Consider the following 24,372-nt stretch of genomic DNA (forward strand, 5'->3'; position numbering starts at 1 on the left):
TCTGGAAGACTTCGGGCTCATGCGGGGAATCATTCTGGCGGGCGGCACGGGCTCACGGCTTCATCCGATCACGATGGGAGTGAGCAAACAGCTGGTCCCGGTCTACGACAAACCGATGATCTACTACCCCCTCTCGACCCTGATCCTCGCCGGCATCCGCGAGATCCTCATCATCACCACACCCCAGGACGCCGACCAGTTCGCACGCCTGCTCGGCGACGGCTCCCAATTCGGCATCTCCTTGACCTACAAGGTCCAACACGAGCCCAACGGCCTCGCCCAAGCCTTCGTCCTCGGAGCCGATCACATCGGCACCGACTCCGCCGCCCTGGTGCTCGGCGACAACATCTTCTACGGCCCCGGCCTGGGCACCCAACTCTCACGCTTCGACACCATCGACGGCGGAGCCGTCTTCGCCTACGARGTCTCCGACCCCACCGCCTACGGCGTCATCGAATTCGATGCGAACCGCAAAGCCATCTCCCTCGAGGAGAAACCGGCCGCCCCGAAATCGAACTACGCCGTCCCCGGCCTGTACTTCTACGACAACGACGTCATCGCCATCGCCCGCGACCTCGCCCCCTCCGCCCGCGGGGAATACGAGATCACCGACGTCAACCGCCACTACCTCGACGCCGGCCGACTGCAGGTCGAAGTCCTGCCCCGCGGCACCGCCTGGCTCGACACCGGCACCTTCGACTCCCTGCTCGACGCCTCCAACTACGTGCGCACCATCGAGCAACGCCAAGGACTCAAGATCGGGTCCCCCGAAGAAGTCGCCTGGCGACGCGGATTCATCACCGACGACGAACTGCGCGCCCGCGCCGAGAGACTCGTCAAATCCGGCTACGGCCGCTACCTGCTCGACCTGATCGACCGAGGAAACAGATGACCTTTCGTGAACTGAMAATATCCGGCGCCTACGAATACACCCCACGCCAGTTCGGTGACGACCGCGGCGTGTTCTTCGAATGGTTCAAAGCGAGCCTGTTCGAGGAAACGACCGGGCGAGCCCTGGATCTGAAGCAGGCGAACTGCTCGGTCTCCGCCGCCGGAGTGCTGCGCGGAATCCACTTCACCACCAACCCACCCGGGCAAGCGAAATACGTCACCTGCGCCCGCGGAGCGTTCCTCGACGTCATCGTCGACCTGCGCGTCGGCTCCCCGACGTTCGGGCAATGGGACAGCGTGCTGATCGACGACATCGACCGCAAAGCAGTGTTCCTCTCCGAAGGCCTCGGGCACGCCATCTTGTCGTTGGAAGACAACTCCACCGTSATGTAYCTGTGCGGCCTCGAATACACCCCGGCACTGGACCGCGACATCAACCCCCTCGACCCCGCCCTGGGCATCGACTGGCCCACCACCGGCCGCGACGGATCGCCTCTGACCTACGAGCTCTCCGCCAAAGACAAAGCCGCCCCCACCCTCACCGAAGCCCTCGAAGCAGGAAACCTGCCCACCTTCTGAGTTCACCGTCGGGCTCTACGACCCGCCGGTCCGCCGCCCTGGGCATCGACTGGCCCACCACCGGCCGCGACGGATCGCCTCTGACCTACGAGCTCTCCGCCAAAGACAAAGCCGCCCCCACCCTCACCGAAGCCCTCGAAGCAGGAAACCTGCCCACCTTCTGAGTTGGGGTCCATGGTCATTGATTCCCACGGGTTATTGACGAGGCACCGAAATCGGTGAATGGGCATTTTCAAAACAATGCGTGTGAGTCATTTTCGCCGATCTACTACTGAATCTAGGTAATCATCTGTCGAGGCAGGTTCCTTTTGGAACTTTCTCGCAAGAACTCGATTTGTCGGATGTCCTAGGTGATGGGTAATAGCTCAGTGATCGGGGAGATCTAGAGAATGCGGCTGCGGCGGTTGGAGACGGCGATCATCGCGGCGTCAGTGTCATTCGGGACGTTTGCTTGTCAATCATATGCATATTTTCGTGTGGAATCGGTCTCTTTTCAGTCTGAGGGGCTTCCCTTCATTGATGCGTCTTGAGTCGACGTTCTCGCACCACAGGGTTGAGGTATAGCAGGTCGGGCAATAAACGACGTCGTCCCGGCTCGGGCTCTCGCACGAAGCTCGTTGGGGCCCTCCGGGCCACGAACTGATAGACAGGGGCACGGCTACCTAGGAACCTAATTTGGTTCTTTCAGCGCTTCGCCAACGCTGGCTCAGAAACATCGGCTCGACCGTGCCGAGAGGGTCACTGCAGAAACCGCAGAGTTGGATGGTTCGGGAAAGTGGGGAAGCACCGGACATGGGGGAGGGGCCTTGCTCGGCCCGAGGTTCCCGCGACTAATGCCAAATTGACGCTTGCGATGCACCTTCTAGTCGGTGCGGAGTGAGGCAGGGTTCGGGTGTGCGTCGATTGTGGTGCTGTCGCAGTCCGAACCAGTTAAGGGAACGAGCGGGGTGTCGGAGATCACCGGTGCTGAGGCGAGGTGGGAGGGTCTTAGTGGCTCCCAGTCTAGCTGGGCGGAACACTTGAGAATTTTACGGGCGATCGCGATTCAAGCTGAAATTGGGGATGCGGATTGTAGTGACACACCACAACAAGGAATTAGCCGAGTAAGTCTGGTGAATCGAACGAATAAGTGACCGGCTCTCGGTTCGGTACGCATCCGGTGCACGGGGATCGAATACTTATGTAACGATTGAGCCACACGGTAGCCCGTTGCGGGGTTGTACGAACGGACGAGGAGCTCGAAGCATGGAGATACAGGATTATCTGAAAATCCTGAAGGCGAGATGGATCATCATCGCCGTAACCGTGGTCGTAGTGATCCTTGGTGCCCTGGGTGCGTCCCTGCTGACTACGCCGCTGTACGAGTCGAGCGCCAGGATGTTCGTCTCCACCTCTGGTGGCGCGTCGGTGAGTGAGACCTATCAGGGGAACTTGACCTCGCAGCAGCTCGTGGCTTCGTACTCGGAGTTGGCCACCAGCGATGCGCTGGCGGCCAGGGTCCTGAATGTGCTTCCGCTAGAGGGTATGAGCGCGTCACAGCTGGCGGCGAAGGTGAAGGCGTCGTCGACTCCCGACACGGTCCTGTTCAATCTGACAGTGACCGACCCGTCGCCCGAGCAGGCTCGCGACATCGCCAATGCGATGGCAACCGAACTAAGTGAGCAGGTCCGCGAACTAGAGACACCGGCGAACGGCGGGGACCCTGCGGCCGGGGTCAAGACGTTCCAACAGGCCGAGGCGTCGTCTACGCCCGTCAGCCCTAACACCAAACGCAATCTCGCCCTCGGTGCTGCCGTCGGCCTGCTGCTCGGAATTGCCCTCGCGGTTCTGCGTGACCGCCTCGACAACACCATCAAGGGTCGTCGCGAGATCGAAGCAATATCCGGCAAGGCGCTTGTCGGCACGATCCCCTTCGACAAAGAACGTAAGGCGCATCCCGCCGTCGACTTTCAGGACCTCACTCAGTCGGCTAGTGCCGAGGCGTTCCGTGAGCTTCGCACCAACTTGCAGTTCCTCGAGGTCGACCACCCACCAAGAGTCATCGTCGTCACGAGTGCGATTCCCAGTGAAGGCAAGACGACTACCGCAGTGAATCTCGCTGTGGCGCTGGCCGAAGCTGGTCACCACGTGGCTCTCGTGGAGGGCGATCTGCGTCGGCCGCGCGTCTCGAAGTACATGGGTCTCATTGGCTCGGTCGGAATGAGCACCGTTCTCGCCGGCCAAGCAACGGTAGAAGAGGTTCTGCAGCCCACCAAGTACGAGGGACTGCAGGCCATGGCATCTGGACCCATCCCACCGAACCCGTCCGAGCTGTTGGGCTCGGAAGCCTCCCGTGCTCTGTTGGTCGAACTGCGTTCGAGGTTCGACTACGTGATCGTCGACGGTGCCCCGTTGCTGCCCGTCACCGACTCGGCCGTCCTCACCACCCATGCCGATGGTGCTCTGCTCGTCACCCGCTATGGACACACGAAGTCCAACGAACTTGCGCGAGCGATCGGCAATCTTGAAACCATCGGTGCCCGCGTCCTCGGCGTGGTGCTGGCGTTGACCCCGTCAAAGAAGGGGGACATGTACAGCTACTCGTACAACTACGCCGCTGATTCCAACCTGCCGCGTCAGGTTGTGCCCCCTGTACCTGCACCGGCACCCCAAGGCCCGGTCGAGCATCCGATGCCGGCTGCTGCACCCACCCCGCCGCCGCGCGCGTCGACATACCCCGGATCGGCACAGTCTGCGCCTTCGACTCCGGCCAAGACCGCACGAACGGCCGCTAGCGCGGCTCCGTACTCGCGGGCGCGCCGTCCCGAGGTATCAACCGATCCGTCGACGAATGGGGCCGAGGACTCACGTTTCCGAAAGTAGCCATACAGCTGCAACGTTTTCATGGCGTCCGCTATTTACGGCGTGGGGTTTGCACCTGAACTCCAACCGGCGCGTCAGTTTGGTTGGGACAGATCCGATCCAGCGGTAGTACGAAATAGCTTTCGTGCGACCTGACTTAGATCACTGCTTAGTAAGTACTTGATCCCTCGTTGTCCGTTAACCGCAACTGGGTGGCTCTAAAGAGTCGCGACAAATATAGATCAACCACAATGACGACCTGGGTGTCGCGAGAGCTACCGTCGTGAGCAGCAATATCCACCAAGTATTAAACCGCGGGGAGAGCCAGGCGAGAGAATTACCTGGCGCGAACGTGCAAGACCGGGATGTCAGTACCGCCCACTGGGCGTGGCGACGATTGAGATGTCCACGTCTGACTCGTCATCGCCATGTTGCGCCTGGCGGCGGTAGGCGACAGCAAGACCCGCGAAGAACCATACGGCAGCGCCGTACTGCGTGATCAGGGCAACTGTTGCGAGCGTTGGGATCTGGGCGACAAGAGCGATTTCCGCGACCGAACCCTTTCGGCTCATGACACGCCAACTCGCGATTACGATGCAAGCAGTAAACAGGCCAACGATGATCCAGCCAAAGTCGAGTCCGATCAGCAGTGGTGTGGAATCGACCGAGCCGAGGTTCCTCCACAGCGACCTGCCCGCTGGGTCGATACCGACGTTTCTAGCTTGCCCAATCCAGTTCAGGTCACCAGGAATATCTGTCCACAGGTTCTCCCGGTAGGCCGTGCTCGGGTCGAGTTCGTTGCTGATCTCGCCGAACTTTTGCAGGAGTGGCGGCACCGCAAAAAGTGCGATCAGCGTTCCTGCAACGACGGTCCAAAAGCGCACTGCCGTTCTGATGCCTTTAGATAGGAACACCACCGCCAGGACCACGGCCACGATTGCAGAAAGCATCGGACCGCGGCTTAATGTCGTCACTGTTCCGATGACAACAATCGCTGTCATCGGCAGTCGTAGCTGGAAGCTGCTAGACATCACAAATGGCACTGTGGCCGCCAGAAATCCACCGAGTGCGATCGCATGACCGAACCCCGCCTCGCTCCGGGCCAGCCCGCCTCGGATTTGAATCTCGGCCCAGAAGCCGAGTTCTAGTTGCGTGCCCACACTTTCGTACACGTGCAGTTTTAGAGCGAACTCGATAATTGCCCACGCGGCCACGAGGACGCCGGCCATCGCGACGACGTCAGTCACGTACTTGCGACCTAGCGAATACCCGAGCCGACGCGCAACCAAGAACGCAGATGCCCACTGGATAACCAGCGCAGATGCGGCGTATCGGGGACTCAGTCCGAGACCGGCGGCTAGTAGAGCCAGAACCGATGTCACAACAAGCATCCAGTCGACCCCGGACATCGTGTCCTGCGGCCTGGCCCTGACCACCGCGGGAAGCACAATCAGTGTTGCAATGGTGCTCGGGGGGATAGCAATTAAGCCCGGAATCTGCAGCCAGAATGGTGCGACACATAGTGCGCAGAGCCAGAAGGCCAGAGCGGCTTTCGGCCTACTGGCGAAGTAGAATGCCCCACCTCCCGCGACGATTAGCCCGGCGATTCCCAGCAGAACCCCGCTGACGGTGTCAAATGCACTCATCGGGCTAGTCCTCCTCGTAGCCAAAGTTTGGAACACAAGCCCCGCGCGAATAAGTCCGCGAACGGAATCGCTGTGGACACGACGAAGATTGCGACACCCACGTGAGAGACCCTCCTTCGAAAATCTGTTCCTGGTGTCGACCAACCGAGCGTATGTTCAACGCTCACGTGTCCGACCCCGACCCTGAGCAAGCGTGTCCCCCATAGGTGAACCTTGTTCATATCGGGCATCATGCCGTACCGCATCGTGTCATGGCCCGTCGAGCGCTCCAGGTGTCTTCTCCTACTAGCCACTTTTCGGGGCCGGCGCGGAAAATCTGTGGTATCGCAGTTCACAGTCTGCGGACGAATTGGGCCGGGCTTCCGACGTACAAGCTGTCCGGTTCGCAGTCTTTCAGCACCAGCGAGCCAGCGCCGATTACGACCCCGTCGCCGATGGTGACACCAGGACAGATGGTGCTGCCCGCACCGATCCAGACGCCTCTGCCGACACACACGGCACTGGACAGTCCCTTGCCTGCGCGTCTCGCTGATGGACCGATCTCATGTGACGTTGTGATGATGGAGACGTTCATTCCAAAAGCAGTTTGTGTGCCGATGCTGACAGGTGCGATAGCGTCTATGAACGCTCCATGGTTGATGAAAACCGCTCGTTCCACGCGCAACTTGGTGCCGCCAATGAAGCAATGTGACTGTATTCCGCACCGTTGGATCTTGAGTCCAGCGAGACGGTAGAAGAACCAGCGAATCTCAGACGGAATCAAGGTCGACGAGATTATGCCGTTAAATACGATGTTGCGGAGGGTGGTTCGCAGGCGGGTAATCACGAAGTGATTCTCCCATCAAAGTAGGGCAGATGCGCTATGCGACGCAGTCCCCGGGCCGCGTAGGGGACCTCAAACGGTGGAGTCGACTGATCGCAGCTTAAGTGTCGTTTCACGGATATTTCCCCAGCGAGCAATATCTTGTGGAGTTTGGACCAGCGTACTATGGCTCGCGACGCCAAATCGAAGTCTGGACGATCCCGCCTCCGCCGGGCTTCGCGCCGCGATAGTCCGAGCGGGGCCAGCCCGCGAGTAGTTCGGCTGCTCGGGCGTATTGCGCCCTGTCGGAATCGTCTAGAAGTAGCATTCCGCCTGGTGCGACCTTGCTGAAAGCTGCTGAGATGCATTCAACTCGCGCGCGGCCATCGACGATTACAAGGTCCAAACTTTGGTCCTGAGTCGCGTCGATCGTGTGGACGTAGCTGTCGTAATACAGGCCTGGGGTGGACTCCGAGTTGATCGTTCCGATCACAGTCGCGGGTTGGTAAGTAACGGTACAGGAAGGCGGCAAGGTCTCCCGCAGGACTGCATACCAGTCATAGTCGTGCTCAACCGATGCTAGCTTCGCGCCGCGGTCGTGCAGCCATAGGGTGGAACCGCCACCGCCGTACTCGAAAACTCTGGCGCTTGTTGAGAGCCCCGCCCTTACAGCCTCGATAGCGGCATAGTTCCACCACGGCAGTCGCAGCTCAATCGTGCTCTTGTGCCGGTGCTGCGCCCACTGCGCGACTTCGCGAAGCCGATTTGGGTGACGTAGGTAGAAGGTCCCAAGACTCTTCAAGCTTCGTATCTGGTTTGCCGGCAGTCCCATCGGATGAATCATGCCGCACCGCCCTGTATGCCGTCGGATTTTCGTTATTGCTGCGGTTGCAGCAATAACGCTTGCTCGGCCCCTTGGCACCTACTGTGACGATGAAGTGCGGGCTGGGATTGTCCGGGGTGTCTGCGCTGGGCAATCAACGCTGGACAATCAGCACTGCGGAACGTCGATGCTCACGGTTGGCTGATCGACCAAAGGCTGCACGGGCACCGTCGCCTCACCCGGAGCCGAGGGCTCCTCGAGCTCCCAGGTCACCGTCTGCGACTTTCCCGGCGGGATGGTCAGATACGCGGCCTGCACAGGACGACCCAATTCGGTGCCGGCCTGGATGGAGAATCCTGTGATGCCGTTGACCTTCATGGACGTGATTTTCGCGCCCTGAGTGCCGTACAGATAGACGATCGACTCGTTGGTGCCGTACGGGACGTTGGGCTGGAACGTGCTCGCCACGTACGACGTCAGGCCGTTCGGGTCCACATTGTTGGTCAGCGTCGCCGTCACTGTCGACTTGCGCGTCCCGGCGGTGCAGGATTCGGCCGAATATTTGATATCGCGCGCTAGGTAGTAATCCAGCTTGTTGCCACCGGCATTGTTGACCACCACATTGGCGTAGGGAGCCGGGCTGTCCGGCAACACGTGACCCACCTTGGTGCCGGCCAGAATTGCCTGCTCGGCCGGATCTGCGCTCCACACCGAAATGCGGCCCTCACTGCCGGCGCGGCCCACCGCGTCGAGCAAAGATCTGGTGGGGGCAGCGCCCGTCGTCATCTTCTGCACCACTGCGGACGCAATCTGCTGTAGATACGCCTTGCGTGCCAACTGGTCGTCGCCGAACCTCGAATAGGCTGTGCTGAGGGTGATTTCGACGACGTTGTCTGCGGTGATCTGCTCACCGTCGGCCAACGTGACCGGGCCGGTGGCTCCGAGGATGTAGCTCAACGCAATCGGATCGGTGGCGATGGCACCGTTGAGCACCTCACCGGTCTGCTCGGTCCACATGGACGACCAGATCTGGCCCGCATACGGAAAGTGTGGGCTCGCATTCGAGTTACGGAAGTCGGTCGTGGTGTTACGCGGCGCCCACAGTGCGTTGTACTCGGGGCCCAGGTCGATGGGCTGCTCCGCGAATTCGAGTTCGTTGTTGCTGCCGAGGGTGTCGACACGGGCGGTGCCGTTCTCGGCGCGAATGATGCCGTAGCCGCCGAGCAGACCGCCGGTACCGCGGGCCTCGGCGTTGGTCTGGAACGCGAGAAAGTAACTGCGCGGGCCGTTGTCGCCGAGCATCGACGGCAACAGCTGACTGGCGATGCGCGTGTTGGTGAGCAGGCCTGCGAGGTCGTGTGTTTGGTCGATCAACGACGTACGTGCGTCGCTCACGACGCCGAGGAATGCGGGCTTGTCCACCTGCTGGGCTTGGAGGCTCAATTCCTCGGCTGCGGCGGCGGTCTGCTCCAGCACGGGTTGTGCGCCCCGAAGAGCGGCGGTATCGACCTTGCCGCCACCTTCGACGAGGCTGCTCGGGTTCAGGCTTTCGCCCGCCGTCGATGCGGGAGTGAGGACGTCCACGGCCAAACCGTGCACCACGTCGGTGATCTGAGCTACCGATTTCAGCGGACTACCAAGGTAAGGAACGGCTTTCGCTATCGAAAACGGGATGGACGTCGTTGCCGACACCGCGTCGTCCGCCGATTCCGAGGCCCGAGCGGCCGCAGCCTCGGCACCGGCCGCATCACCGTCGAGCAGAGCATTTTTCGCCTGCGTGGCGGAGTCGCGCGTCGCGTTCAGGCTGGACTGAGCGGTGTAGGCCTCGTACCCCAGCCACACCAGAAATGCGACGAGGACGACCAGCAACACCCCTACCGTCAGGAGAATCGGCCGCTTCTTGCCGGATCGAGAACCACGAACATCGGTGGAACTGGTCGCCATTGTCGGTGGCCTCTCGGTCATAGGAAGTCGGTCGAGTGCATAGCCTAAAGGGGAGTGGCGGTTCCGGCGTACCTGTCGTCCGATCCGGGTAGAGCATTCACAATGGGTCGACTAGGTTTGTCACGGGCGATGTAGATCGACGTTGCTGGGCGGCACGTCAGCCGAAAATTCACGCCGTCGAAGCATATGCGTTGAGGAGGTCATCGAGTGTCGCCAGAGGTTGGTGAGCTGTTCGAGGATGGCCGCTTCCCTTTGTCCGCTGCGCAGATGAATATCTATCTCGCCCAGCAGCTCGCACCGGACGTACCGTTCACCATCGCCCAATACGTCGAAATTCGCGGCGATATCGACCCGGCCGTACTGATCCGAGCCACGGACATCGCGTGCAGGCAACTCGAATCGCCCGCAGTGCGAATCGGGCTGCACGACGGGCATCCGTATCAGTGGCGAGACCTCCGGGTGCCGTACGCGATGATCTATCGCGATTTCCGAGACCGCGAGAATCCCGTCGAGGATGCTCAGCGCTACATGAACGAGCAGTACCGCCGCCCCGTCGATCTGGTTCGCGATCAGTTGATCGCCTCCGAGATCATTCAGGTGAACGATGCGCACTACTACTGGTACAGCCGCGCCCACCACATCGTCATGGACGGTCTCGGCGCGATCTCCGTTCAGGAACGCACCGCGGCGGTGTACACCGCGTTGACCGAGGGCACCGAGATTCCCAAGACGCGCGCCATCGGCGTCCGCGAGATCTACGACTACGAGGCCGGGTACCCCAACTCCTCCCGCTACGACACCGACCGCCAGTACTGGCTCGGCCGACTCGACGGCCACCTCGACGCACCCCGACTGGCCGGCAACACGTACACGCGCGCGGCACCGAGTGGCGTGACGGTGAGTGTGGGTGCCGTGCTGGACGCAGACCTCACCGAAGCCGTGGCAGCCGTGGCACATCGGTACAACAGCTCCGATGTTCCCGTCGTGCTCGCCACGTTCGCGCTGTATCTCGCGCGCATGACCGACACCGACGACGTCATGCTCAGCCTCCCGGTATCGGGCCGAGCGACCACCAAACTGCGGGAATCGTCCGGCATGATGTCCAACGTCGTGCCCCTGCGTATCGGCGTCGAACAGGGTGTGACCGTCGAAGAGCTCCTCCGACGCATTCAGGTGGAACTCACCGGCGCGCTGCGCCACCAGCGATTCCGCGTCGAGGACATGCAGCGCGAGACCGGCGACGGCACCGGCAGCGCCGCCGCGGGACGCGGAGTGTTCGGCCCCACGGTCAACATCATGATGTACAACAGCACAATTCGGCTCGGTGACGTCATCGGCGAATACCGTGTGCTTTCCAGTGGACCCATCGACGACATGATGGTCAACGTCTACCCCGGAGTCGCAGGCACCAGCACCCGCGTCGACTTCCTCGGCAATCCGGCTCTCTACTCCACCGATGAGCTCGCAGCCCATCACCGCCGGTTCCTGGCTCTGCTGCGTGCGGTGGTGAATGCCCCTGAGGGCCTTGCGGTATCGGAACTGGACGTGCTCGACGCCGACGACGAATCAGCGTTGCTGACTGCACGTCCAGCGGACACGGTGACGCCGGCGCCGCTGCCGTCGCTGCTGCGACGCGGGACGGTGGTGCGTGCCGCGGGTGTCGATCAGTCCAGTGAGGATTTCACCCGGGTCGCAGATCACATTGCAGCGCAACTGGTTTCGCTGGGAGCAGGCGTCGAGAAGCGCATTACCGTGGCGATGGAACGCTCCTACGAATCCCTGCTTGCCTCGTGGTCGATCTCCACGGCCGGGGCCTCGTTCGTGCCGGTCGACCCCACCGAGCCCGCCGAGCGACTGGCTACGGTGCTGGCCGGCGCAGACATCGAATTCGGTATCACCACCAAGGATGTGCTGGAACAACTTCCGAACACTATCGAATGGTTCGACATCGAGGATCTGCTCGACGCGAACGAGCGCGACCTCGTGCCGCCGGCGCTGCACGTCGACAACGAGGCCTACGTCATCCACACCTCGGGATCGACCGGAAAACCCAAGGCCGTCAGTGTCACTCATCGCGGCCTGGCGCAACTGGCCGACAACGTCGTCGAGCGGTATGCCGTCACCGCCGACTCGCGAGTGCTGCACCTGGCCTCGCCGGTGTTCGACGCGTCCATCCAGGAAATCCTCGCGGCCTTCGCGGCGGGTGCCACCCTGGTGATCGCCCCGGCCGATGTCTACGCCGGGCCTGCCCTCGCCGAGTTCTTGGCCGGCGAGAAGATCACCCACCTGATCACCTCACCGACGGTGCTGGCGACACTCGACCCGGAGGATCTGCACTCCATCGAAGTCTTCGACGTCGGCGGCGAAGAGTGCCCACCCATGTTGCGCGACCGGTTCGCCTCTCCCGAACGAACGATGCTCGACGCTTACGGCCCCACCGAGACAACGGTATTGGCGACACTGTCTGCCCCAATGGTCGCCGGTGAGCGCGTCACCATCGGCTCACCGCTGCCGGGTGTTCGTGCGCTGGTACTGGATTCGCACCTGCGGCCCACGCCCCACGGCGGCGTCGGCGAGCTGTATCTCGGCGGCGACGGACTCGCCCGCGGATACGACGGCCAACCCGGTTCGACGGCGACGCGGTTCGTTGCCGACCCGGGCGTGGCCGGAGCGCGGCTGTACCGCACGGGCGACATCGTCCGGTGGTCGTTCGACGGGTCCTCGCTCGAATACCTGGGCCGCTCCGACCAGCAGGTCCAACTGCACGGGCGTCGGCTCGAACTCGGCGAGATCGAAGCCGCAGCAACCTCATTCGCTGGAGTGATCGCGGCCGCGGCCGTCGTTCGCGACGATCGACTGGCCCTGTACGTCACCGGTGCCGCCGACGGGCTCGACAGCCACCTGCGGAACCGGTTGCCGGCATGGATGATTCCCCGTCACATCGTGGTTCTGGACGCACTGCCGATGACGGCAGGCGGCAAGGTCGACCGCCGCGCACTACCGGCCCCCACCGCGCCGACGGACACCGAGTACGTCGCGCCGCAGACCGCCACCGAACGCGCTGTCGCGGCAGCCTTCGCCGACGTTCTCGGCGTCGAGGAGGTGGGTCGCGAGCACTCCTTCTTCGAGCTCGGTGGTGACTCGCTCAGCGCCACCCGAGTGCTCGCTCGCCTCGGCTCTGGAGTCTCGCTCACCGCGTTGTTCGCCGACCCCACCGTCCGCGCCGTCGCGGCCGCCATCGATTCCTCCGCCGAACGTGAAGCGTCGCTCGACCTGCTCGATACCGTTCTGCCGGAACATGTCCCGCTGTCGTACGCGCAGCAGCGCCTGTGGTTCCTCAACCAGTTCGACCCCGCATCACCTGCCTACAACATGCCCATCGCCATCCGGGTCGCAGCGGGTAGCGATGCGTCGTTGGTCCTGACGGCACTGCGCGACGTCGCCGAACGACACGAAGCGCTGCGCACCTACTACCCGGGCGACGGCGACGGCCCACGGCAGGTGGTGCGGCCCACCGACACCGTCCTGGTCGACGTACCGGCGCGCACTGTGCCCGAGCATCACCTCGACGACGCCGTCACGGCTATTGCCGGGCAGGGATTCGACGTCGCGGCCGACGTGCCCATCCGGGCAGCGCTGCTGAGCGTGGAGGAGTCCGGCGACACCGTGGTCGTCGTGGTGGTGCACCACATCTCGATGGACGGATGGTCCCTCGACCCACTCGTGCGCGACTTCGCGTTTGCCCACGCATCACGCGCGGCCGGTCATGCACCGACGTGGCCGCGCCTACGTGCGCAGTACGGCCAGTACTCGGTGTGGAACCGCGCGACGGTGGATGCGGTTGCCGACGAACAACTCTCGTTCTGGACCTCGGTTCTGGGGGAGCGCGACACCGCGCTGGCGGAATTGCCGTCCGACTTCCCCCGGCCTGCCGTGCAATCGATGACCACCGACGCGGTTCCGTTCGAGATAGGGCCGGACCTACATGCGGGTATCCGTGAGCTGGCGCGGTCGAACAACGCGACCACGTTCATGGTGGTCCACGCCGCCGTGGCTGCGGCCCTGAGTCGATTCGGCACATCGAACCGCGTGGTGGTCGGATCGCCGACGGCCGGGCGAGGCCACGAGGCGCTCGACGAAATGGTCGGAATGTTCGTCGGAACCCTCCCTCTCGCAGTCACAGTGGACCCGGCCGGCAGTTTCGCCGGCCTGCTGGGTGCCGTCCGTTCCGCAGACCTCGACGCCTTCTCGCACTCGGAGGTGCCGTTCGAGCGCATCGTCGATGCGGTGACGACCGATCGATCGCTGGATCGGCACCCGTTGTTCCAGGTGATGCTGGCATTCGACAATGCACCGCACCGGTCGGTCGACGACCTGCCGTTCTCGGTGTTGGAGATACCCACTCGCACCTCGGAGTTCGACCTCAATCTCGTGCTGGAGGAATTCTCCGCCGGACATGCCGAGTCTGCCGGTCTCGTCGGACAGATCGAATATGCGCTGGACCTGTATCAGCGGGCCACCGTCGAACAGTTCGCATCCACGGTGACGGCAATCCTGCACGCGGCGGTGTCGGACTCCGCTTTCGTCGTCGGCAGCCTCGCTCTCGCCGATGCCCCGGCACTACCGGCCGAATCCGAGAGCGGCACGCTCCTCGACGTGTTGGTCCGTGGCACAGCGGATTCGGTGGCGATCGATGGCCTGGAATCGCTGACGTACTTCGAACTCGATCACCGGTCCAACCGGATCGCGCGACTGTTGATCGCCCACGGCGTTGGACCGGAGACCCTCGTCGCGTTGTCGCTCGAGCGCTCGGCCGAGTACATCGTGGCGCTGTGGTCCGTGGTGAAGGCCGGTGGAGCGTTCGTACCGGTGGATCCCCGCTACCCGGCGGCTCGCCGTGAGCAGATGCTGGGGCCCATCGAGATCGGCTTCGGCGGAACAGAACCGGGAGTGCGGTGGGTCGAGGAGAGCCACGCGCAGACGTTCAGCGACGCGCCACTGACCGACGACGACCGCCTGGCCACGCTCGAACCCGCGCACCCGGCGTACGTGATCCATACGTCGGGTTCCACCGGCACACCCAAGCCGGTCGTCGTGACGCATCAGGGTGTGTATTCGCTCGCGCAGCAAGTTGTTTCGCGCTATGGCGTCGAAGCGACATCCAGGGTGCTGCACGGATACTCGGTGAACTTCGATGCCGCCGTGCTCGAGCTCGTGCTCGCGTTCGGAGCCGGAGCGACCATGGTGATCGCGCCACGTGACCTCCTCGGCGGCGAGGAGATGGCCGCCTTCCTCGTCGAGCAGCAGGTAACTCACTACCTGTCCACACCCGCGGTGCTCGCGACGGTACCGCCGGTGGACGGCATCGAGACCGTCGCCGTCGGTGGAGACGTGCTGGGTGCCGGTGTCGTCGACGGGTGGTCGCCCGGACGCTCGATGCTCAACGCCTACGGACCCAGCGAAGCCACGGTGGTGGCCACACTGGCCGAATCACTGCGCCCCGGGGAGCCTGTGACGATCGGTCGGCCGTTGGATCACGTCGGAGCCTTCGTGCTCGACGACCGGTTGCAGCCGGTGCCACTCGGAGGTGTCGGAGAGCTGTATCTCGCGGGGTCCGGAGTAGCTCGCGGCTACCGAGCCGATCCGGCGTCCACCGCCGCGCGCTTCGTCGCAACCGACGGCGGTGCCCGGATGTACCGGACCGGTGATCTTGTCCGACGTGAGCTGTCGGGGTTGCTCGATTACCGCGGTCGGCGTGACGACCAGGTGCAGATCAACGGTGTGCGCATCGAATTGGGCGACATCGAGAGTGCACTGACGGCACATCCCGACGTCAGCGCAGCGACAGCACTGGTGGTCGACAGCAGAATTCACGCCTGGGTGGTGGGAACCAGCGAGTTCGATGCGGCCCAGTGGCTCCTGGACCGGCTGCCGTTGGCGATGCAGCCGGCCGTCATCACGTCGATCGATCGTATTCCGTTGACCGGCAACGGAAAGGTGGACAAGGCGGCCTTGATTCCAGCGATATCGTCGGACTCCGAGTCGGGGGCCGGACGCACGTTGACGCAGGACGTCATCCTCGGAATCTTCGCCGACACGTTGGGAATCGACGTGCCGGCCGTCGACAGCAATTTCTTCGTCCTCGGGGGAGACTCCCTCGCGGCCACCCGCGTCGCCACCCGCATCAGTGCGGTGCTCGGCGTTCGGGTTCCGGTGCGGACGGTATTCGAGGCCCCCACCGCGACGCAGCTCGCGTCGGCGATCGAGTTGCTGTCCGACAACTACACCGCGCTCCCTGCGTTGGTGCACCGCGCGGATGCGCGCTCCTACTCCGGTCTTGCGCCGGCCGAGCGACGCATTTGGCTGCAGAATCGATACGACCCGACATCGGCGGCCTACAACATCGCCTTCGAGGTGACGCTTCCGGAAGGCCTCGACCTCGAGGTGCTGCGCGCTGCGATTGCCGATGTGCTGGAACGGCATACGCCGCTCCGCACGGTGTACCCGTCGACGGGGGATGGGCCCGTCACCGTCGTCCTCGATCCGCAGATCGTGCTGTCGACACTGGACGACGCCCACGCGGGCATCGGCGGGGTGGCGCAGCAGGGCTTCGACCTGACCGTCGAGGCACCGCTGCGACTGATGCTTGCGGAACGTCGCGGTGAGCGCGTGCTGACCGTCGTCGCCCACCACATCGCGGTCGACGGCCTGTCGCTACGTCCATTGAGCCGCGACATCGAGACGGCTCTGCTGGCTCGAACGGCCGGAGCTACACCGCCGTTCACTCCACTCGCCGTCGACTATGCGGACTACCGGGTGTGGCAACGCGACGTCCTCGACGCGGTGGCGTCCGAGCAGCTCGACTTCTGGCGTCGCACGCTGGCCGGCCTGCCGGAATTCCTCGACCTGCCCACCGGCACTCCTGACGCCGAGCAGGAGGCGTCGGGAGTCCAGTTTGCCGTCGATGCAGACACTCTCGCGAGTCTGCGGTCGCTCGCGCATCGACTGGGCGCGACGGTCTTCGTAGTCGTCCATGCGGCGCTGGCGGCCGTACTTGCCGAGGCCAGCGGAACTCGGGACATCGCCATCGGAACCCCGGTGTCGGGTCGAGCAGACCCGGCGCTCGACCACCTCGTCGGCATGTTCGTCGGCACCGTCGTCCTGCGGACCGACGTCGATCCGGCGACGACGTTCGAGGACTTCGTGACCGAGGTACGCAACCGGGATCTCGATGCCTTCGCGAACTCGGACGTGCCGTTCGAGTGGGTAGTGGACGCGGTACAACCCACCCGCGCCGTCGACACGCACCCACTGTTCCAGGTTCTTCTGGCATTCGGTGACATCATTACGCCCACCATCGAATTGGGTCCGAGCGCCGTCAATCCGCGTCGAGTGGACATCACGGCGACGCAATTCGATCTGGAGTTCGTCGTCGAAGAATCCGATGCCGGGCTGCTGGGCACTCTGTCGTATTCCGCCGACCGGTTCTCTCAGGCGGTCGTCACAGGACTGGCAGAACGTCTGATCACGGTGTTGAACACGGTCGCCGCGGCACCGGACCTTCGGCTCGGCAGTGCAGAATTCGGTCAGGGCGGATCGGCGGTCGTGTCCCGCCGAGACGGCACGGCCGATCAGTCCACACTGGCTCAAGTATTCGTGCGGGCGGCGAGTAGCTGGCCCGACAACATCGCGGTGATCGACGACTCGCGTTCGATGACCTACCGCGAGCTGGACAGGCAATCGAATGCACTGGCCGACAAGCTCATCCGGGCCGGCGTCGAGCCGGGATCGTTGGTGGCGATCGCTGTGCCGCGGTCTGTCGAGTACCTCACCGCGATCTGGGCCGTGGCCAAGACCGGTGCCGGCTTCCTGCCGATCGACCCGTCTCAGCCCGCCGCGCGAGTACGGGAGATTCTCGACCGCGCTGCCCCCGTCACGGGAATCACGTCCGTGGACTTCCACTCGGCCGGAAACGACTGGCTGACGGCCGATGGTGACGAGCTCGACCACTTCCAGGTACGCGAAGCACCCGTCGACAGCACGGCGTACGTCGTCTACACCTCGGGATCCACCGGGGTGCCGAAGGGCGTTCGGGTGACGCACCGCGGTATCGCGAATCTCGTTCAGAGCCAACGAGACCTGTTCGACGTCGAGCCGACCTCCCGCGTGTTGCAGTTCGCGTCACCGAGTTTCGATGCGTCGATCTTCGAGACGCTGATGGCCGTCGGTGCCGGAGCGAGCGTGGTGATCGTGCCGCCCGAGGTGCATGGAGGGCGTGAGCTCGAAGCGCTCATCGACCGGTACCAGGTGACCCATGCTTGCCTCACGCCGACCGTGCTGCAGGTGACCGACTCTGCGGCTCTGCCTTCTCTTCGTGTGGTCGTCATGGCCGGCGAGGCCGCCAATTCTGCACTGCTGCAGCGGTGGTCGCAGGATCGTTCGGTGTTCAACGCGTACGGGCCCACCGAGGGGACCGTCATGAGCACCTGCACCACGCATCAGCGGGACTGGGCAGCGGCTGCGGTGACCATCGGCGAGCCGACCCTCGGATTCGACACGGTGGTTCTCGATGCCCGTCTGCGACCGGTGGGCACCGACGTCGTGGGGGAGCTGTACCTGGGCGGGGCCGGTCTGGCCGAAGGGTACGTGGGCGACGCTGCGTTGACATCGAGCAGCTTCGTCGCCAATCCCTTCGGCGACGGCCGGCTCTATCGCACCGGCGATCTGGTGCGGTGGGTGGCGCGCGAGACCGGACGCGAACTCGAATACCTGGGCCGAGTCGATTCACAGGTGAAGATCCGCGGCCATCGCGTCGAACTCGCCGAGGTCGAGGCGGCACTGCTGCGTCACCCCACCGTGCGTCAAGCCAGCGTGATCGGGCATGCGAACTCCTTGGCTGCCTATGTAGTGGGTGCGGTCGAACCGCGAGAGACTCGCGACTTTCTGGCGAGAACAGTGCCCGCGTACATGGTGCCCAGCACGGTGACCGTCGTGGATGCACTGCCGATGACGTTGTCGGGCAAGGTCGATACGAGCAGGCTGCCCGAACCCACAGTGACGTCGACCGAACGACGCGCGCCGGTCTCGTCCACCGAAGTACTCGTACACACCGTGTTCTCCGACGTACTGCACATCGCTGGCGAGGGCATCGGTATCGACGATAACTTCTTCGACCTCGGCGGGCATTCCCTGTCGGCGGTACAGGTGATGGACGCCCTCGGCGACAAACTGAGCCGTCGAATCCCGATCAGTGCATTGCTCGAGCACCCGACGATCACGGCATTGGCCGGGCGCCTCGACATGGACGACGGGGATGCGGAATCGAGTGGCGCGTTCGATGTCCTGCTGCCGCTGCGGACCGACGGCGTGGGCGCACCCCTGTTCTGTGTGCACCCGGCCATCGGAATTGCCTGGAGCTACCTGTCTTTGCTCGGGGAGACGGACCGCCCGGTGTACGGCCTGCAGGATCCGGGCATCTCGAATCGTGACGCTGCGCCGTCGTCGATCGAGGAGTTCGCTTTCGCGTACGTGCGGATGATTCGAGATGTTCAGCCTCAGGGGCCTTACCACCTGCTGGGGTGGTCGCTCGGCGGTGTGATAGCCCACGCGGTGGCCGTGCAGTTGCAGTCGGAAGGCGAGGACGTCGCGCTGCTGGCCCTCGTCGATGCTCAACTCGCTGCACCCGACGACGCCGAGGAATTCGGCGTCGACGATCTGGCTCGTCAGCTCGGGGTCGAGGCGACGTCCTTCGCGGACATTGTTGCCGAATTGCGGAGTACGCGAACCGAACTGACATTCCTCACCGAGGACGATTTACGTGCCATGTATAGACCGGTCGTCGCCGCTGCCAGCTGGGTCGCGTCGTACCGGCCGGCGGTGTACGCGGGCGATGTCCACTACTTCGCTGCTCGTGGCTCGGACGGCGCGAAGCACTGGACGGGCCTCGTCGACGGGCGGATCTCGGTGACAGAGGTCGATGTGGAACACGAAGACATGCTGGGCGAGCAGGGTGCCCGTGCACTAGGCCGAGTGATCGGCGCCGATGCTGTGGGGAAGGGTGTGGCGTGATGAACCAACAACTGGAGCCGTTCGTCGATGATGTGCGGGCGCATTACGACCTGTCGGACGATTTCTTCGCGCTGTTCCTCGATCCGAGCATGACGTACAGCTGCGCCTACTTCGAGCGTGACGACATGACGTTGGAGGAAGCGCAGACGGCCAAGATCGACCTGGCCCTGGGCAAGCTCGATCTGAAGCCGGGCATGACACTGCTCGATATCGGTTGCGGCTGGGGTGCTCTCGTCAAACGGGCGGTGGAGAAATACGACGTCAATGTCATCGGTCTGACGTTGAGTCGAAACCAGTACGACCGTGGCCGCGCGCTCGTCGCCGACCTCCCGACCGAACGCAACGTCGACATCCGGTTGCAGGGTTGGGAAGAATTCGACGAGCCCGTCGATCGGATCGTCAGCATCGGCGCGTTCGAGCACTTCCGACGTCAGCGGTACTCGGCGTTCTTCGCCAAGTGCCGCTCGGTGTTGCAGCCCGGCGGCCGAATGTTGTTGCACACCATCGTCATCACGCCGCCCGATCCTGCCTCCGGGGGTGGACTCACGCGTGAGGATGCGCATTTCTCCCGCTTCATCCTGCGCGACATCTTCCCCGGTGGGCAGTTGACGTTGGTCAAGGTGGTGAAGGCGAAAGCGGCCGAGGCGGGATTCGAGTTGCTCCGCGAGCACGCGCTGGGACCACACTATGCGCGGACACTCGACACGTGGGCAGAGAAGCTGATCGCGTCCAAGGACGAGGCCATCGCACTGTCGTCGGAAGCGACCTACGACAAATACGTGCAGTACCTGACCGGGTCGTCGGAGCGATTCAAGAACTCACGCATCAACGTTGTGCAGTTCACCCTCGAAGCGGGAGACACGCCTGCCGAGTGATGTTGAGACCGCGCTCGTACTCCCAGGTCAGATTTCCAGCATCAGTGCGCGGTGATCGGAAACCTCGGGCTCGGCCACGATCTCGAAATTACGCACAGCCGCGGTGGACGAGACCAGAACATAGCTGGCATGACGTATCGGTTTGGTGTAGCTCGATGCCCGGGTATCGGCGTTGCCGACGAGGTCGACCATCCCGTGTTCCCTCAGCACGTGGAACGTCGTGCTCGACGGAAGGAGATTAAGATCGCCGCAGAGAACTGCGACATCACTTGTGCCACAGGCTTCTTCAACGATCACCGCTAGTCTGCGGGCCTGCTCGGCGCGGGCGGGGGTGTCCTGTTTACCCGCCGGATCTCGAAGGCCGTGCAGCTGGATTACGGAGACTGTCTTCCCACCGAGACGGTCTCGGACTGTCACCGTGAGTGCTGAGCGAGGTCGGTCCTCGACATCCCAGTCCGTGTAGTCGACGAACTGCGAGTGCACGAATCGGGCGTCGAGCCCGATAACGGGAATGTCGTCTCGAACCCATGTTGCGATGCCGAAGTCCTGTCGCAGCCGAACGCCTTCGTCGTCGGTCACCGGACCTGCGTCGTTCGCAACGAAATATGGGGTGTATCCGGGCAGTGCGGAGGACACGTCATCGAAGAGGTTCAACCGTTGCGGGAGCGTCCTCTCACCGTCGGCGAAGGTAGCCCATCCCGACCTCTGTGGAGTGCGCGTAACTTCTTGCAAGCAGACGATGTCTGCATCGACGGCGCGCAGCCAGGGTAAGAGCTCGTCGTACATCGCTCCACCCCAAGCGTTGACCGACACCACTCTCACAGACCAAAAGTACCCCAGCGGGTGGTCGAAGCGAATCGAAAATTTGCGCAGCAACTCTTGACTGCACTTTTCAACTATGTACTCTGGCTAACGACAATGGTCGTGTGCATCTCGTTTTCGTCGTCCCGTCCGAATGAATCTGCTTCTGATGTCGGAGGATCCATGCAGACAGTTTTCTGGGCACCGCGTTTTGCGGCTGTGTATTTCCTCGCGGCTCTCGCGTCGCTGGTCCTGTTCACTACCATCGGCGCGAACATGGCGATAGCGGCACCGCTGATCCTGGCCCTCGTAGGGATGGGAGTAGTGGTGTTGATTCGTGCTCGCACAGTTCGCTCGTGACGCGTTCCTGAAGCCGGCTCACGGCACGGGGCCGACACCACACGATTACGCGGCGTCCTTTTTCGGTGGCGGTTCGTGAGTCGTTCGGCGCGGTAACTCAGCAGCGGACTCCTCGACGTCGGCTCGGCGAATCCCACGGCCGACCCACACGGCGACAACTGCGCCGATCAGTAACCACACGGCAACGATGCCGACAACCCACCACATGAGCCGCATTCGTAGCCGAGCGCTGGTTGGATAGGTGTGAGTTTCGGCCGAAGTCGTAGCGCTCGCGGCGACGTTCACCCGAACCGCAGCTGCGCCATTCCGGCGGTCATCGGCTCCGTTGTTGGATTCATGGCGACCGAGGTCGCGACGACTCCATACGGCCAGACAGTGGGCTGAGGGTTTACGCTCGCTGACCCGAAAGAGGAACTAGACAAACGTTATGCGCCCGCAGTGGCACCAGTAAGTTCGAGGATCAATGCGCTGATCCGGGTGGTCATCGGGCCGCCCCAGCTAGTGGAATGGCCATGACATTCCGGTTGACGGTTGGTGCATAACGCGAGAAATGCTCCTCCTCGTGTGGCCCGCAGAGATGGGTTGGTCGTGTGCAAGGCTTTCGCAGCGCGCGTGCACGTGTCATCTGTGCCACGATCGAGCCGCGAAGAGGTGCCCCGCCCCAAACGTTCGTCGACGAGGAATGCCCACCATGAAGACTGCTCGACTCGGTGTTGTCAGTGGACTGCTCACCACCCTGGCTCTCGCGTTCACAGCGGCCACCACCGGCACCGCGGCCGCAGCGCCACTTCCCATGGTTGGCCCCGGTAGTGGGTTCGTCACCACCGGTGGGCTCGACGATCTCACTGTCTGTTCCATCGCGGCCGTCGGGCACGACGACGCGGGCCGGCTGGTCGCCCTCACTGCCGGACACTGCATCCTTCGGCCGGGACTTCCCGTCACGCTCGTCGGCTCGCCCACGGCCCCGGTCGGCACCACCGCCGTCGGGCATTGGGGCCCGGATTACGGCGTCATCGTTCTCGACCCCACCAAAGTCGTACCCGTCAACAGTCTGGGCGGAATCACCGTCACCGACATCGGTACCGCATCGGTGGGGCAGCCCGTCTGCAAGACCGGGCTCGGCAGCGGAGTGACCTGCGGCAGCATCGTCGACGCCCGCGGCAGCGACTTGATGTCCGACGCGCTCACTGTCTGGTCCGACTCCGGTGGGCCGCTGGTCGTCGGCACCACCCTCGTCGGCATCACGAGCCACGCCTCCGGGGTGCCCCTGCTCAGTCCCACGGCATACGCGTCGGCGGCGGAATCTGTTCGGCTGCTGAACGCGTCGGGAGCGCCGGGGGCCGGCTTCCGTCCGGTCTAGCTTGTCGCGTCGACAGCCAACCTCGGCTCTGTTGCTTCTGAGTCCGCACTCGGCACGGTACGCAGAATCAAGTCGGCTGCGTCGGCCCCGGCCTTGCCGGGTGGCACCATCGATGAACTCAATGCTGCAGCTGTGGCGACAGTGTCGGGTGTCAGTACAGCACCGAGCGCGTCTGCCAACTTCTCTGCCGTGATTGCGGACAGCTTCATCGCTCGACCGATTCCGAGCTCGGTGATCCGCGCGCCCCAGAACGGTTGATCGGCCGTCACGGTGCAGATGACCATCGGCAGTCCGGCTCGCATCGCCGCCGCGGTGGTACCGGCACCGCCGTGATGAACGACTGCCGAGCAGTGGGGGAGTACAACCGAATGGTCGACGTTGCCGACGAAGAACACGTCGGGGTCAGCACGGTCGGGGCCCCGTCGGTCGCCGATGGCAATCAAGCAGCGGGCACCGATCAGCTGCCCGGCCCGGCGCACGGTTTCGATCAGTTGGTCGGGGTCGGTCAACGGCATGCTGCCGAATCCGACGAACACAGGCGGGGTGCCGGCCGCCATCCACTCTGCCAAAGAGTGTGTGCCGATGCCGGAATGGCCGTCGGGCGTCGGTGTCAACACCGCTTCGTCGAGGCCCGCGCGCTCTCGTCGCGGGAGGTCGAAGAACCCGACGATGGGCTTGTGCGAACCCCATTCCTCGGCGAGACCGGGCACGATCACCGGATCGTATGCCTGGATCTGCACAACTCCGAACTCGGACAGCCGGGTCGGCAACGGTGATCGCGCCCGCGGCAGACCGAGTCGACGACGAAAGGCGTTCTCGTTCCAGCCGGTTGCCCACCAGGTGATGCGGTCGGCGATTCTCCACGACCGTCTCTTCCACGTGGCAGACCAGTTCGAGGTGAGGCCGGGTATCGCGCCCAGGACGCCGTTCTCGGACATCGGTCCGTATCGCAGCACCGTCAACGGAATCCCGAGTTTCTGGGACAGCGCGAGCGCACGATCCTGGCCGAGGGGTGAGACCACCAACGCGTCGACGCCGGACATCGAGGCATCCTCGTCGAGGAACAACTCCGCGAGAGCGTCGTCGAAGGCGCGAAAGCCCGCACGGACCGTCGCGAGGGCGAACCGCACCTTCGCAATGGGATTCCTGCTTCGGGCGGTGTTCGCCTCGTCCGACGACCATGCCGTATGGGTGTCCAATCCGAGGGGCAATACCGACTGCACGCCGACCGATATCGCGAAGTCGACGAGGTTGGGCGGCACCGCGACGACGGGACGAGCCCCGCGCGCCTGCAACTCCAACGCCAGACAGACTCCTGGCTGGATGTCACCTCGACTGCCGTACAACATGATTCCGATCCGGCGGTCCACCTCGATCATCGC

The 24,372-nt window shown here is 63.5% G+C and carries 12 protein-coding genes and 1 pseudogene; 8 read left to right on the plus strand and 5 right to left on the minus strand.

What is annotated here, in order from left to right; genetic code table 11:
• Nucleotides 1-19 precede the first annotated feature (19 nt).
• The 4 genes and pseudogenes from rfbA to ASH04_RS10775 all read left to right on the plus strand — a co-directional run bounded on the left by rfbA (nucleotide 20) and on the right by ASH04_RS10775 (nucleotide 4,332).
• A complete protein-coding gene (gene rfbA / locus ASH04_RS10765; protein WP_057473904.1) occupies nucleotides 20-892 on the plus strand; it encodes a glucose-1-phosphate thymidylyltransferase RfbA in 873 nt (290 codons plus the stop codon).
• Nucleotides 889-1,470 carry a dTDP-4-dehydrorhamnose 3,5-epimerase family protein gene (locus ASH04_RS10770; protein ID WP_057473494.1) on the plus strand — a complete coding sequence of 194 codons (582 nt, stop codon included), beginning with the start codon at nucleotides 889-891 and terminating at the stop codon, nucleotides 1,468-1,470. Before rfbA ends, ASH04_RS10770 begins: the two co-directional genes overlap by 4 nt.
• Nucleotides 1,471-1,508: 38 nt before the next feature.
• A pseudogene (locus ASH04_RS27160) lies at nucleotides 1,509-1,634 on the plus strand (dTDP-4-dehydrorhamnose 3,5-epimerase); the annotation flags it as partial.
• A 1,081-nt stretch (nucleotides 1,635-2,715) separates the two neighbouring features.
• On the plus strand, nucleotides 2,716-4,332 hold the full coding sequence (locus ASH04_RS10775; RefSeq protein WP_057473495.1) for a polysaccharide biosynthesis tyrosine autokinase: 1,617 nt from the start codon (nucleotides 2,716-2,718) through the stop codon (nucleotides 4,330-4,332).
• Between the two features lie 347 nt (nucleotides 4,333-4,679).
• Here ASH04_RS10775 and ASH04_RS10780 read toward each other — a convergent pair whose 3' ends face one another.
• From ASH04_RS10780 to ASH04_RS10795, 3 genes are all read right to left on the minus strand, one after another.
• On the minus strand, nucleotides 4,680-5,957 hold the full coding sequence (locus ASH04_RS10780; protein ID WP_057473496.1) for a hypothetical protein: 1,278 nt from the start codon (nucleotides 5,955-5,957) through the stop codon (nucleotides 4,680-4,682).
• Between the two features lie 331 nt (nucleotides 5,958-6,288).
• Nucleotides 6,289-6,783, minus strand: a complete 495-nt coding sequence (locus tag ASH04_RS26510; RefSeq protein WP_057473497.1) for a DapH/DapD/GlmU-related protein — start codon at nucleotides 6,781-6,783, stop codon at nucleotides 6,289-6,291.
• 967 nt (nucleotides 6,784-7,750) lie between these two features.
• Nucleotides 7,751-9,547: a DUF4012 domain-containing protein gene (locus ASH04_RS10795; protein ID WP_235579990.1), complete on the minus strand. Its 1,797-nt coding sequence runs from the start codon at nucleotides 9,545-9,547 to the stop codon at nucleotides 7,751-7,753.
• Nucleotides 9,548-9,733: 186 nt separating this feature from the next.
• Between ASH04_RS10795 and ASH04_RS10800 the strand changes: the two genes are divergently transcribed.
• Complete coding sequence (locus tag ASH04_RS10800; protein ID WP_082519224.1) at nucleotides 9,734-19,594, plus strand: non-ribosomal peptide synthetase; 9,861 nt, start codon at nucleotides 9,734-9,736, stop codon at nucleotides 19,592-19,594.
• Nucleotides 19,594-20,469 (plus strand): cyclopropane mycolic acid synthase family methyltransferase, encoded by an 876-nt coding sequence (locus ASH04_RS10805; protein WP_057473501.1) that lies wholly within the window; start codon nucleotides 19,594-19,596, stop codon nucleotides 20,467-20,469. The genes ASH04_RS10800 and ASH04_RS10805 overlap by 1 nt, the downstream gene beginning before the upstream one ends.
• Nucleotides 20,470-20,496: 27 nt before the next feature.
• On the opposite strand, the gene ASH04_RS10810 is transcribed toward ASH04_RS10805, so the two are convergent.
• A complete protein-coding gene (locus ASH04_RS10810; protein WP_057473502.1) occupies nucleotides 20,497-21,291 on the minus strand; it encodes an endonuclease/exonuclease/phosphatase family protein in 795 nt (264 codons plus the stop codon).
• 162 nt (nucleotides 21,292-21,453) lie between these two features.
• Here ASH04_RS10810 and ASH04_RS10815 point away from each other — a divergent pair, with 162 nt between their 5' ends.
• Nucleotides 21,454-21,630: a hypothetical protein gene (locus ASH04_RS10815; RefSeq protein WP_156394523.1), complete on the plus strand. Its 177-nt coding sequence runs from the start codon at nucleotides 21,454-21,456 to the stop codon at nucleotides 21,628-21,630.
• A gap of 691 nt (nucleotides 21,631-22,321) precedes the next feature.
• Complete coding sequence (locus ASH04_RS10820; RefSeq protein WP_057473905.1) at nucleotides 22,322-22,990, plus strand: hypothetical protein; 669 nt, start codon at nucleotides 22,322-22,324, stop codon at nucleotides 22,988-22,990.
• Here ASH04_RS10820 and ASH04_RS10825 read toward each other — a convergent pair.
• Entirely contained in the window at nucleotides 22,987-24,369 is a 1,383-nt protein-coding gene (locus ASH04_RS10825; protein WP_057473906.1) for a glycosyltransferase, read from the minus strand. The genes ASH04_RS10820 and ASH04_RS10825 overlap by 4 nt on opposite strands.
• Nucleotides 24,370-24,372: the final 3 nt, after the last annotated feature.

Source organism: Rhodococcus sp. Leaf233 (assembly GCF_001426165.1).
Lineage (GTDB): Bacteria > Actinomycetota > Actinomycetes > Mycobacteriales > Mycobacteriaceae > Rhodococcoides > Rhodococcoides fascians.